General features: G+C 60.1%; 12 protein-coding genes and 1 tRNA gene. 2 read left to right on the forward strand and 11 right to left on the reverse strand.

All coding sequences use genetic code 11. From position 1 onward, the window contains the following. The 10 genes from KX729_RS32675 to hutI form a co-directional block, all read right to left on the reverse strand. Positions 1-127, reverse strand: a 127-nt coding sequence (locus KX729_RS32675) for a biotin carboxylase N-terminal domain-containing protein (protein WP_219746610.1), incomplete at its 3' end; no start/stop codon positions are given. Between the two features lies 1 nt (position 128). Then, positions 129-722: an HXXEE domain-containing protein gene (locus tag KX729_RS32680; RefSeq protein WP_219746602.1), complete on the reverse strand. Its 594-nt coding sequence runs from the start codon at positions 720-722 to the stop codon at positions 129-131. Further along, positions 722-1,099 carry a hypothetical protein gene (locus KX729_RS32685; RefSeq protein WP_025554456.1) on the reverse strand — a complete coding sequence of 126 codons (378 nt, stop codon included), beginning with the start codon at positions 1,097-1,099 and terminating at the stop codon, positions 722-724. Before KX729_RS32685 ends, KX729_RS32680 begins: the two co-directional genes overlap by 1 nt. 27 nt (positions 1,100-1,126) lie before the next feature. Then, positions 1,127-2,032, reverse strand: a complete 906-nt coding sequence (gene yghU, locus KX729_RS32690; protein ID WP_219746603.1) for a glutathione-dependent disulfide-bond oxidoreductase — start codon at positions 2,030-2,032, stop codon at positions 1,127-1,129. A 97-nt stretch (positions 2,033-2,129) separates the two neighbouring features. Continuing rightward, positions 2,130-3,662 carry an acyl-CoA carboxylase subunit beta gene (locus tag KX729_RS32695; protein ID WP_219746604.1) on the reverse strand — a complete coding sequence of 511 codons (1,533 nt, stop codon included), beginning with the start codon at positions 3,660-3,662 and terminating at the stop codon, positions 2,130-2,132. Between the two features lie 92 nt (positions 3,663-3,754). Further along, complete coding sequence (locus KX729_RS32700; RefSeq protein WP_219746605.1) at positions 3,755-4,579, reverse strand: bifunctional allantoicase/(S)-ureidoglycine aminohydrolase; 825 nt, start codon at positions 4,577-4,579, stop codon at positions 3,755-3,757. Positions 4,580-4,650: 71 nt separating this feature from the next. Beyond that, the gene (locus KX729_RS32705; RefSeq protein WP_376776122.1) at positions 4,651-5,301 is read right to left on the reverse strand and encodes a HutD/Ves family protein; all 651 of its coding nucleotides are present in this window, start codon (positions 5,299-5,301) and stop codon (positions 4,651-4,653) included. After that, positions 5,298-6,983, reverse strand: coding sequence for a urocanate hydratase (gene hutU, locus KX729_RS32710; protein WP_219746606.1), 1,686 nt, complete (start codon positions 6,981-6,983; stop codon positions 5,298-5,300). Before hutU ends, KX729_RS32705 begins: the two co-directional genes overlap by 4 nt. Positions 6,984-7,023: 40 nt before the next feature. Then, positions 7,024-8,559 carry a histidine ammonia-lyase gene (gene hutH, locus KX729_RS32715; RefSeq protein ID WP_219746607.1) on the reverse strand — a complete coding sequence of 512 codons (1,536 nt, stop codon included), beginning with the start codon at positions 8,557-8,559 and terminating at the stop codon, positions 7,024-7,026. Then, complete coding sequence (gene hutI, locus KX729_RS32720) at positions 8,556-9,824, reverse strand: imidazolonepropionase (protein ID WP_219746612.1); 1,269 nt, start codon at positions 9,822-9,824, stop codon at positions 8,556-8,558. Before hutI ends, hutH begins: the two co-directional genes overlap by 4 nt. 99 nt (positions 9,825-9,923) lie before the next feature. On the opposite strand from hutI, the gene KX729_RS32725 reads away from it, so the two are divergent. Together KX729_RS32725 and hutC are read left to right on the forward strand one after the other, a co-directional pair. Next, entirely contained in the window at positions 9,924-11,279 is a 1,356-nt protein-coding gene (locus KX729_RS32725; RefSeq protein WP_219746608.1) for a formimidoylglutamate deiminase, read from the forward strand. 146 nt (positions 11,280-11,425) lie between these two features. Continuing rightward, positions 11,426-12,142: a histidine utilization transcriptional repressor HutC gene (gene hutC / locus KX729_RS32730; RefSeq protein ID WP_219746609.1), complete on the forward strand. Its 717-nt coding sequence runs from the start codon at positions 11,426-11,428 to the stop codon at positions 12,140-12,142. 267 nt (positions 12,143-12,409) lie between these two features. On the opposite strand, the gene KX729_RS32735 is transcribed toward hutC, so the two are convergent. Further along, positions 12,410-12,486, reverse strand: a tRNA-Met gene (locus KX729_RS32735). Positions 12,487-12,534: the final 48 nt, after the last annotated feature.

The raw sequence follows: 12,534 nt of genomic DNA on the forward strand, positions 1-12,534 counted from the left end.
GCACATGCAGCGCCTGCGCATCGGCATCGGAATAGACCGCCACCGTCTTGATGCCCATCTTCCGCGCCGTCTTGATGACCCGGCAGGCGATCTCGCCGCGATTGGCAATGAGGATTTTCTTGAACATCTCAGACGATCTTTTCTTTCAATCCCGCATTGCGGCGCTTGTTGCGAAAAACATAGGCGACGATGGCCATATGGATCAGCACCGCTGATCCCAGACCCAGAACATGATGGCCTAAACCGGTGCCCGGCAATGCGGAGACCTCTGCCAAGGCCCAGACCGACAAAGGCAGGAAAAGCACAATGGCCGTGATGAGCCCCGGATTGTAACGGCGCAGCACAATCGCCGGGCCGATATGCACAATCGCGTTGACCAGCGTCAGATAGACGGCGACAAGCCCGAAGCCGGGTGCGCTTTCAACTGCAAGCCAAAGGGCGATGGCGTTGATACCCCAGACGCCCGGCACGTTGATGACGAAAATCGCGCTATCCGGCAGGACCACTCGGCCGCCACCGATCTGAGCGTTGATAAAGGCTCCGAAACGCCCGGCATCATGTTCTTCGAACTGATGCAGCATATAAACCGGCAACTGCAGGAAAACCGAAACAAGCGGCCAGGACCATGCGGTGACGAAAAGTGGCGTCAGCGCCAACAAGAGAAGGCCGGCCAGCGAGCCGCCATAGACCCAGTTCCCGGTGATCCGATCCAGAGCGCCCATCACACCTCGAATACGTCGCCGAAGGATTCTGGAAAGCTCTGCCGCGCGACCTTTTCGTTGATGACAAGCATGGACTCGTAGGACAGCGGATCGAAATTCTTGTCCGCGGCCACCACTTCGCGGCCGAAAAGAAGGTTGAGACGCGCGGCATCAAGATTGCCGCGCTCAAAGGGTTCAAAACCAAAGTGATGCCAGAGCGCATGCAGGAAGGCTGCGTCGATGGCATGTTCCTTGGTACCGGGCCGGGCCTTGCGGGGCAGCGCCTTGACAGGCGTCACCCCTCTCGGATTGGCACGGCGGATGATGAACTGGACACCCGTGCCCGGCATTCCGGATGGAAAGCCCCGGTGTTTCGTCATGTCGGGCAGGTTGGCCATGTCATTCTTCCTTCGTATGCTTTGTTCTTACGCCTTGGCGATCTTGTCCTGGGTCTTCGTATCGAAGTCCGAGGCGTCGTGGCGTTCATGCAATTGCTCGGACGGCTCGCCCGAAACGCGGTTGACCATGCGGCCACGCTTCACGCCAGGGCGGGCGAAAACCTCTTCCGTCCAGCGCTGCAGATGCTTGTAGCTGCCGACATCGAGGAAATCGCCGGCATCGCCATAGGCCTTGCCCTGAGCGAGATTGCCATACCACGGCCAGATGGCCATGTCGGCGATCGAATATTCCGAGCCGGCTAGGAACTGGTGATCGGCAAGATGGCGGTCGAGCACGTCGAGCTGGCGCTTCACTTCCATGGCGTAACGATCGATCGCGTATTTGATCTTGATCGGCGCATAGGCATAAAAATGGCCGAAACCACCGCCGAGGAAGGGTGCGGAGCCCATCTGCCAGAACAGCCAGTTCATCGCCTCGGTGCGGGCGCGGAGCTCGGTCGGCAGGAAGGCTCCGAATTTTTCGGCGAGATAAACGAGGATCGAGGCGGATTCGAAAACACGAATCGGCTCGCCGCCGCCCTTCGGAGCGTGGTCCGACAGCGCCGGGATCTTCGAGTTCGGATTGACCTCGACGAAGCCGGAACCGAACTGGTTGCCGTCGCCGATCTTGATCAGCCAGGCATCGTATTCCGCGCCCTCATGACCGGCCGCCAACAGCTCTTCGAGCATGATGGTGACTTTGACGCCGTTCGGCGTTCCGAGCGAATAGAGCTGCAGCGGATGTTTGCCGACGGGCAGGACCTTGTCATGCGTCGGGCCGGCGATCGGGCGGTTGATATTGGCGAACGCGCCGCCATTGCCCTGTTCCCAGGTCCAGACCTTGTCGGGTTCGTAGCCGACCGGAAAATTGTCGGCGGGAGATTTGTCAGTCATAAAAAATCTATCCTTGTTCTCGAAGCGGCGCATCAATGCGTCATGGGTGAAAGCGACGGTGAGGATATAGGAAGGCCCCTGGCGGATTTCCTCGGGCTTAAAGCGGAATCGTGTCGTGTTTCTTCCAATGCGTCGTCACCTGCTTGTTGCGCAAAGAGGCGAAGGCGCGGGCGATGCGGCGGCGGGAGGAATGCGGCATTATCACTTCGTCGATGAAGCCGCGTTCGGCCGCGACGAACGGGGTGGCGAAACGCTCCTCGTATTCCCTGGTGCGCGCGGCGATCTTTTCCGGGTCGCCAAGTTCCGAACGGTAGATGATTTCGGTAGCGCCTTTGGCGCCCATTACGGCGATTTCGGCCGTCGGCCAAGCGTAGTTGAAATCGGCGCCGATATGTTTGGACGCCATCACATCATAGGCACCGCCATAGGCCTTGCGGGTGATCAGCGTCACCATCGGCACGGTCGCTTCCGAATAGGCGAACAGCAGTTTTGCGCCATGCTTGATGACGCCACCATATTCCTGCGCGACGCCCGGCAGGAAGCCCGGCACATCGACCAGGGTCAGGATCGGGATGGAGAAGGCATCGCAGAAACGCACGAAACGGGCCGCCTTGCGGGATGAATCGATATCGAGGCAACCGGCCAGCACCATCGGCTGATTTGCGACGACACCGACCGTCTGGCCTTCGAGGCGGATGAAGCCGGTGATGATGTTCTTCGCAAAAGCCTCCTGGATCTCGAAGAAATCGCCCTCGTCGGCGATCGCGTAGATCAGCTCCTTCATGTCGTAGGGCTTGGTCGCGCTGTCGGGAATCAGGCTGTCGAGGCGGTTTTCGAGCCGGGCCGGATCGTCGTGGAAAGGCCTCGTTGGCATTTTCTCGCGATTGTTGAGCGGCAGGAAATCGAAAAGCTGGCGGACGGCTTCCAGCGCCTCGATATCGTTTTCGAAGGCCGCGTCTGCGACGGAGGATTTCTGGGTGTGGGTGCGGGCGCCGCCGAGCTCTTCAGCGGTGACGATCTCATTGGTCACCGTCTTCACCACATCCGGGCCGGTGACGAACATGTATGATGAATCGCGCACCATGAAGATGAAGTCGGTCATCGCCGGAGAGTAGACCGCGCCGCCGGCGCAGGGACCCATGATGACGGAAATCTGCGGAATGACGCCGGAGGCTTCCGCGTTGCGGCGGAAGACTTCGGCGTAACCGGCGAGCGAGGCGACACCTTCCTGGATACGGGCGCCGCCGGAATCGTTCAGCCCGATCACCGGCGCACCGACGCGTACCGCCATATCCATGATCTTGCAGATTTTTTGCGCATGGGTTTCGGAGAGAGAGCCGCCGAGAACGGTAAAATCCTGGGAGAACACATAGACCTGACGGCCGTTGATCGTGCCCCAGCCGGTCACAACGCCATCGCCGGCGACCTTCTGTTCGGCCATGCCGAAATCCACCGCGCGGTGGGTGACATACATGTCGAATTCTTCGAACGACCCTTCGTCGAGCAGCACTTCAATGCGCTCTCGCGCGGTCAGCTTGCCCTTGGCATGCTGCGCTTCGATACGCTTCTCGCCCCCGCCAAGCCTCGCTTCGGCCCGCCGTCTTTCGACCTCACCCAGAACTGCGCGCATGATCACTCCCGGTATTCGCTAGGGCATTATGTAGCGCCTTGTCGTTCCGGAGGGAACTGCCGGCGCCTAGACCAATGGCCAATCCGCTCCGTTCAGTAGCGAAGCTCCGGATGGCGATTGACGTCCTTGTAGAGAAGGTAGCGGAAACGGCCCGGACCACCGGCATAACAGGCCTGCGGGCAATAGGAACGCAGCCACATGTAATCGCCGGCCTCGACCTCCACCCAGTCCTGGTTCAGCCGATAGACCGCCTTACCTTCCAGCACATAGAGTCCGTGCTCCATGATATGGGTTTCCATGAAGGGGATGATGGCGCCCGGCTCGAAAGTGACGATGTTGATATGCATGTCGTAACGCACGTCTGCCGGGTCGATGAAACGCGTCGTCGCCCATTTGCCTTCGGTATCCGGCATGGCGTTGAGTTCGCATTCATCCTCATGGGTGAAGACCGGCGGTGGCGGCTCCAGCCCGTCGACGACCTTGAAAGCCTTGCGGATCCAGTGAAAACGGACGGCTGCGGCACTGTCGTTCGTCAGCGTCCATTTCGAGCCGGCCGGAAGATAGGCAAAGGAACCGGCGCGCAACGCATGCGGCTTGCCATCCAGGGTGATCGTCATATCGCCGTCGACGACGAAAATGCCGGCCTCGGCGCAAGCGTCCGGCTCCGGCCGCTCGCTGCCGCCGCCGGGAAGCACTTCCATGATGTATTGCGCAAATGTCTCTGCGAAACCACTCAGGGGACGGGAGATGATCCAGGCGCGCGTCGCATTCCAGTGCGGCAGGACGCTGGTGACGATATCGCTCATGACCGTCTTCGGGATCACCGCATAGGCAGTGGTAAAAACAGCCTTGCTGGAAAGGGTCTGCGTCTGCGGCGGCAGGCCGCCCACGCTGGAAAAATAATTGCTCGTCGCCATGCTCACGTCTTCCCGGATATATTCGGATTACCTGCTTAAGCCCCGCTTTCAGGTTCGGCAAGCCGGGAGTGTCACGCGCGGTACAGGGCCGCCTCGCAGGGCTGAATTTCGATCAGAAGCAGGGAATTTGCCGGTTCAGCCGCTTTGAACACGCCGGTCTCGCCTTGCTCCAGCAGCACGGCATTACGATCGGAAAGTTCCTCAGGGCCGCATTGCCATTGCCCCGCCACAAAGACGACAGTCACCACGCTGGCGGCGATTATCGAGACTTCGTTTTCGATGGATAGCCGGCTGACCTTGTGCGTGAACCGCCCGCGCCGCGTCATGACGTTGAGATCGACGACGGTATCTTCAAGCAGCCGTGCCGAAGTTGCCACATCTGCCGCAAACGCATGAGGCAGCGTCTCCTGACGCAGGATTGCTGGCTCCTGCCCGGCAACTAAAAGCTCGATGCCTTCTCCGCTCAGGATCGACAGCGTACGATCGATCTCTTGGAAAATCGAGAATGGTCCATCTTCCGCAACCGTCGCCATGCTGATGCGCCAATCGAAGTGAGCGACCGACGCGCCGGGCGGAAAGACGGCAATCTCTACCGTCTCTCCCTTGCCGTTCTTCCACGGCATGCGTTTGTAATCGGCGGTGCGAAGAATTTTCATTTTTTCAGCTCCGCATGGTCCTTGTCGGAAAACCGGAGGCCACTTTTCCGGGCCATGCGGGATCAATTGCCGAGAATTCCGGGAAGGCGCAGGCCTTTTTCCCTCGCGCAGTCGAGCGCGATATCGTAACCCGCATCCGCATGGCGCATGACGCCGGTCGCCGGATCGTTCCAGAGGACACGTTCCAGACGGCGATCGGCATCTTTCGAACCATCGCAGCAAATGACCATGCCGGAATGCTGCGAAAAGCCCATGCCGACACCGCCGCCGTGATGCAGCGACACCCAGGTGGCGCCCGACGCAGTGTTAAGAAGCGCATTGAGAAGCGGCCAGTCAGAAACGGCATCCGAGCCGTCCTTCATCGCTTCCGTCTCACGGTTCGGCGAGGCAACGGAGCCGGAATCGAGATGATCGCGTCCGATGACGATCGGGGCGGAAAGCTCGCCGTTGCGGACCATTTCGTTGAAGGCGAGGCCGAGCTTGTGGCGATCGCCAAGACCGACCCAGCAGATGCGCGCCGGCAGGCCCTGAAAGGAGATGCGCTCCTTGGCCATGTCCAGCCAGTTGTGCAGATGCTTGTTGTCCGGCAACAACTCCTTCACCTTGGCGTCGGTCTTGTAGATGTCTTCCGGATTGCCGGAGAGTGCGGCCCAGCGGAACGGGCCGATGCCGCGGCAGAAGAGCGGGCGGATATAGGCCGGCACGAAACCCGGAAAGGCGAAGGCGTTTTCCAAGCCCTCGTCCTTGGCAACCTGGCGGATGTTATTGCCGTAATCGAGCGTCGGCACGCCGGCATCCCAGAAGGCAACCATGGCTTCGACATGCGCCTTCATCGAGGCGCGAGCGGCGACTTCCACCGACTTCGGATCGCTTTCCCGCTTCGCCCTGGCTTCCTCGACCGTCCAGCCGACCGGAAGGTAACCGTTGCGCGGATCATGCGCCGAGGTCTGGTCGGTGACGATATCCGGGCACGGACCGCCGGCCTTCATACGCTTGACGAGTGCCGGGAAGATTTCAGCCGCATTTCCGAGCAGGCCAACGGACTTGGCTTCACCTTCCTTGGTCCACTGGTCGATCATCGCCAGCGCCTCGTCCAGCGTCTTCGCCTTGGCGTCGACATAACGGGTGCGCAGGCGGAAATCGATGCGTGTCTCGTCGCATTCGACGGCCAGGCAGCAGGCGCCGGCCATGACGGCTGCGAGCGGTTGCGCGCCGCCCATGCCGCCGAGCCCGCCGGTCAGGATCCACTTGCCCTTGAGATTGCCGTCATAATGCTGGCGACCGGCTTCCACGAAGGTTTCGTACGTGCCCTGCACGATGCCCTGGGTGCCGATATAGATCCACGAACCGGCGGTCATCTGGCCGTACATGGCCAGCCCCTTCTTATCCAGCTCGTTGAAATGGTCCCAGGTCGCCCAATGCGGCACGAGATTGGAGTTGGCGATCAGCACCCGCGGCGCATCCTTGTGGGTGCGGAACACGCCGACCGGCTTGCCGGACTGAACCAGCAGGGTTTCCTCTTCCGTCAAAGTCTTCAGCGCGGCGGTGATGCGGTCGAAATCCTCCCAGGTACGGGCGGCGCGACCGATGCCGCCATAAACCACCAGTTCATGCGGGTTTTCCGCCACGTCCGGATCGAGATTGTTCATCAGCATCCGAAGCGGAGCTTCGGTCATCCAGCTTTTGGCATTGAGCTCGTTGCCGCGCGGGGCGCGGATTTCGCGAATGTTGTGACGCGGATTGGTCATCCTGTTTACCCTCTGATTTATGTTTGCGATACGGCCAGGCTCAGGCTTCCAGAACCGGCAGGATGCCGGCCGAGATGGAAGCAGCAAACGCACCGGATGCGACGAGTTCGGCAGCAGCCTTCAGGTCCGGCGCCATATAGCGATCGTCTTCCAGCGAAGGCACGGCCGACCGCAGTACGCCGATCGCCTTCTGGAGTTCCGGGCTGGTCTTCAGCGGGCCGCGCAGCTCGACACCCTGCACTGCCGCGAGCGCCTCGATGCCGAGAATGCCGAACAGGTTTTCGGTCATGGCAAGAAGCCGGCGCGCGCCGTGGCAGGCCATCGAAACGTGATCTTCCTGATTGGCGGAGGTCGGGGTCGAATCCACCGATGCCGGATGCGACATCTGCTTGTTCTCGCTCATCAGGGCGGCAGACGTGACTTCGGCGATCATCAGGCCGGAATTCAACCCCGGCTTCTTGGAAAGGAATGCCGGCAGACCATAGGAAAGTACCGGATCGACGAGCAGCGCAACGCGCCGCTGGGCTATTGCGCCGATTTCGCAGATGGCAAGCGCCGTCTGGTCTGCGGTAAAGGCCACCGGTTCGGCATGGAAATTGCCGCCGGAAACGACCTCATTGTCGGAGAGTACCAGCGGATTATCGGTCACCGCATTCGCCTCGATCTCCAGCGTGCGGGCGACCTGGCGCAGCAGATCCAGGCAGGCGCCATCGACCTGCGGCTGGCATCGGATGCAATAAGGGTCCTGCACCCGCTCATCGCCCTCGATATGGCTTTCACGGATCTCGGAGCCAGCAAGCAGGGTGCGCAGTGCCGCACCCGCATCGATCTGGCCCTTATGGCCGCGCAACGTATGGATATCCGGATGGAAAGGAGCGGATGAACCCATGGCTGCATCGGTGGACAACGCACCTGTAACCAGCGCCGTCTGGGCCGCACGATGCGCACGGAACAGGCCGGCGAGTGCTAGGGCCGTCGAGGTCTGGGTGCCGTTGATCAGCGCCAAACCTTCCTTGGCAGCCAGCACGACCGGTTCCAGTCCAGCTTTGGCAAGCGCATCCCTGGCCGACATCATCCGCCCTTCAAGGAACGCCTCGCCCTCACCCATCATCACGGCTGCCATATGGGCAAGCGGCGCCAGATCGCCGGATGCGCCGACTGATCCTTTTTCCGGGATGACCGGGACGACGCCTTTTTTCAGCATGCCCTCGATCAGCCGCACCAAATCCAGCCGCACGCCTGAAGCACCGCGGCCGAGCGAAATGAGCTTCAGCGCCATGATCAGGCGCACGACATTTTCGGGCAGCGGGCTGCCGATGCCGCAGCAATGAGAAAGGATCAGATTGCGCTGCAGCTTTGCCAGATCGGCGCTGTCGATCTTGATCGATGCGAGTTTTCCGAAGCCGGTATTGATGCCGTAAACCGGTGCGTTGCCGGCGGCGATCTCGGCGATGCGGGCGGCACCCTTGGCAATCGCCGCATCGAAGGACGGATCAAGGCGCGCTGCGCCGCCATTCCAGTAAAGATCGGCCAGATCGGCGAGTGGGACCTTGCTGGGATGAAGGATGATCGTCATGCGGATACCTGCTGGCCTTTCGAAATTTGTCCTTTGAACACACGGGAATGCAGCGGGTTGAAACCTATGCGGTAAACAAGTTCCGCCGGCCGCTCGACATCCCAGATGGCGAAATCGGCCGACTTGCCGACTTCGAGCGTGCCCGTCTCGCCGAGCAGACCGAGCGCACGTGCAGCCTCCCGCGTCGCGCCGGACAGGCATTCCTCGACCGTCAGGCGGAACAGCGTCGCGGCCATATTCATGGCAAGCAGCATCGAGGTGAGCGGCGAGGTGCCGGGATTGCAATCCGTTGCCACCGCGATCGGCACGCCCGCATCGCGCAACAACTGGACCGGCGGCTTCCGCGTTTCGTTGATGGCGTAGAAAGCGCCCGGCAGCAGAACCGCTACGGTCTCGGAAGCAGCCATGGCCGTAGCACCATCTGCATCCAGATATTCGAGATGATCGGCCGACATAGCGCCATATCTCGCCGCCATCCTGGCGCCGCCGAGATTGGAGAGCTGTTCGGCATGAAGTTTTACCGGAATGCCCAGCGCTCTGGCCCGGTCGAAGACGCGGCGCATCTCCTCGACGGAAAAGGCTATACCTTCACAAAAACCATCGACCGCATCCACCAGACCTTCGGCATGGGCACGATCCAGCCCCGGCAATACGATGTCGGAAATATAGTCGCCGTTCCGGCCTTTGTATTCGACAGGCGTTGCATGGGCGGCGAGATAGGATGTGACGATGCGGACGGAACGCAGGCTTTGGAGCAGCCGCGCGGCGCGCAGCATATTCAACTCGCCTTCGATGGAGAGACCATAGCCGGATTTGATCTCCACGGTCGAAACACCTTCGGCAAGCAGCGTATCGAGGCGGGGCAGCGCGGCCTTCGCAAGCTCCTCGACCGACAGCGCATTGGTCGCCTTCACGGAGGAGACGATACCGCCGCCAGCACGGGCAACTTCCTCATAGGTCGCACCCGCCAACCGCATCTCGAATTCCATGGCACGATCGCCACCGAACACGAGGTGGGTGTGGCAATCGATGAGGGCAGGGGTCAGAAGGCGACGGCCGCAATCGACCTGTTCGGCCGCCTGAAGCGCGGCAGGAAGAGCACATCTTGGCCCGACGAAAACGATACGGCCGGATTGGACGGCGATTGCGGCATCCTCGACAGGCACAAAACCTTCGGTCGGAGCGAGGGTCAGAATGCGCGCATTCACCCAAACCGTGGCGCGATCGGCCCCAGGGGCCTTTGCAGTTTCATCGCCGCTCGTCAGCATGATGTCTTTCCTCCCGGCGATAACATGTATATACATAATATTGCGGTGACAAGCGATTTTCTATGCACGCTTCGCAACCGGGCTCGGGAGAAAACGATGGCTACGACTTTGCTGCATGCTGAAACGGCCCTGTTGGCGGGCGGATGGAGCCGGAATGTCCGGCTGATGCTCATCGACGGAAAAATTGCGGCAATCGATACGGATGTTCCGCCTCGGCCGGAAGACGAGACCCATCGGGTCTTCTTACCGGCCATGCCGAACCTGCACAGCCATGCATTCCAGCGGGCGATGGCTGGCCTTGCGGAAGTCCGCGGCCCGGCCGACGACAGTTTCTGGAGTTGGCGCGCTGTCATGTATCGTTTTGCATTGTCGATGACCCCGGATCATGTCGAAGCCATCGCCGCGCAGCTTTATATGGAGATGCTCGAAGCTGGTTTTACGCGCGTCGGCGAGTTTCATTACCTGCATCACGACAAGGATGGCGGGGCCTACGGAAATATAGCCGAAATGGCCGAACGGATCGGTGCGGCAAGTGCCGAGACCGGGATCAATCTCACGCTTTTGCCCGTTTTCTACGCCCATTCCGGCTTTGGCGGCGCTTCACCTCTGGACGGCCAAAGGCGCTTCATCAACTCACCGAAGAGTTTTGCGCGTTTGCTGGAAGGTTGCCGGAACGTCACGTCGAAACTGCCGGGGGCCGAGCTTGGCATCGCACCGCATAGCCTCCGCGCCGTGACCCAAGAGGAGCTCGACGAGGTTATTTCACTGGCCGGCAGCAACACCCCCATCCACATTCATGTCGCCGAACAGGTGAAGGAAGTACAGGACAGCATCGCCTGGTCCGGCGCCCGGCCGATCGAATGGTTGCTAGCAAATGCTCCGGTGGACAAGCGCTGGTGCCTGATCCACGCCACGCATATGACGACGGAAGAGGCTCACGGCATGGCGCGCACCGGCGCGATTGCCGGCCTTTGCCCGATTACCGAAGCCAATCTCGGCGACGGCATCTTCTCCGCCCCGGAATTCCTGGCCGCCGGCGGCTGCTTCGGTATCGGTTCCGATTCCAACGTATTGATTTCGCTTCCGGAGGAATTGAGAACGCTTGAATATTCCCAGCGTCTTTCCCGGCACAGTCGCAATGTCATCGCCGATAGCGGGCAATCCACAGGGCGCAGGCTGTTCGATGAAGCGCTAAAAGGCGGGAACGCCGCCCTAGGGAGCACCCGCGGTCTTGATGTCGGCAACGCGGCGGATATCGTTTCACTCGATGTGAGCAAGATGAGCCATGTATCTGGCGATGCACTTCTCGACAGCTGGATATTTGCCGGCGCAGCGTCTGTCGACAGCGTCTGGGTTGCCGGCAGTAAGCAGGTGGAGAATGGTCGTCATCAACGCCGCAGGGAAATCGAGAAGCGTTTCAAGTCGGTCATGGTCGATCTGTTGGCTGGATGAACCTGAAGTCAGGGAGTTCGCGTCAGGCCTAATCCGGCGCTGCGCCAGGATCGCCAATACAGCCAGCGCCCCCGCAGATTTCATTTCGGCCCGGTGACGAAGCATATTACATGGTTTGATATACAAATATTTGAAAGCGGATACGCGTGTCAGACCGCCGAGATACCCTTACACTTCACCAGCGCATTTTGAACGATATCGAAGGCCGAATTCGCTCCGGCGAATGGCCACCCGGTTACCACCTACCGTTCGAAATGGATCTTGCTGCACAATATGGCTGCTCGCGAATGACGGTGAACAAGGTCATGACACAGCTGTCTCAGGCTGGATTGATCGAGAGGCGCAAGAAGTCCGGTACATTCGTCTCTTACCCCCGCTCACAATCCGCGGTTCTGGAAATCCGGGATATTCGGGAAGAAGTCGAGAGCCTCGGTCTGGCTTATGACTATCGCCTCATTTCGCGTGCTTTACGCCCTCGTACAGCCGCGGATTTGGGTCTTGGTTTCCCTTCCCATACCGAAAAGGTATTAGCGCTGAGCTGCGTCCATTACAGCGGCGGCATGGCGCTCTGTTACGAAGAACGCTTGATCGACGTTTCTGTGGTGCCTTCCGCCGTGGATATGTCGTTTGTTAGCGTGCCGCCTGGCCGCTGGTTGCTGGACGAGATTTCCTGGAGCGCGGGCGAGCACCGGATAGGCGCCGTCGGCGCGTCGGACTTGGTAAGCCATAATCTCGACATCGGTTTTGGCAGCGCGTGTTTGTTCGTCGAGCGTCGGACGTGGCATTTGGGCTCGCTTGTGACGCATGTTGTTTTGACCTATCCGAGTGATCGCCATAGCGTCATTGCCTCGTTCGGTCATTGATGTTGCCTTAAGCTCAGTTCTTTTGTGCCTGCGTACGAGGACTGCATTTATGGCCTCGAGCGGCTTGATGCGTTGAGATCGTGCGTCTTTTTCACATTTTCTGGAGGTTTTGGGAGGAATCCGGCAGGCGCCCGACATGCGCTTTGTTTGTAGTGCGATTTATTGTTTTGGGGATTGGCTATGCCTTTTTTGCGTGGGCCTTCTGAGGGATTAAATCCTCACCGCGTGGGCCAACAAAAAAGCCGCCTTGGCGGCGGCATTTTTGTTTGGTTGCGGGGGCAGGATTTGAACCTGCGGCCTTCAGGTTATGAGCCTGACGAGCTACCGGGCTGCTCCACCCCGCGCCAAGCGTAAATCCGTTTGGGATTTATCGCGGTGATGTAAGCGCTTTG

Source organism: Neorhizobium populisoli (genome assembly GCF_019430945.1).
Lineage (GTDB): Bacteria > Pseudomonadota > Alphaproteobacteria > Rhizobiales > Rhizobiaceae > Neorhizobium > Neorhizobium populisoli.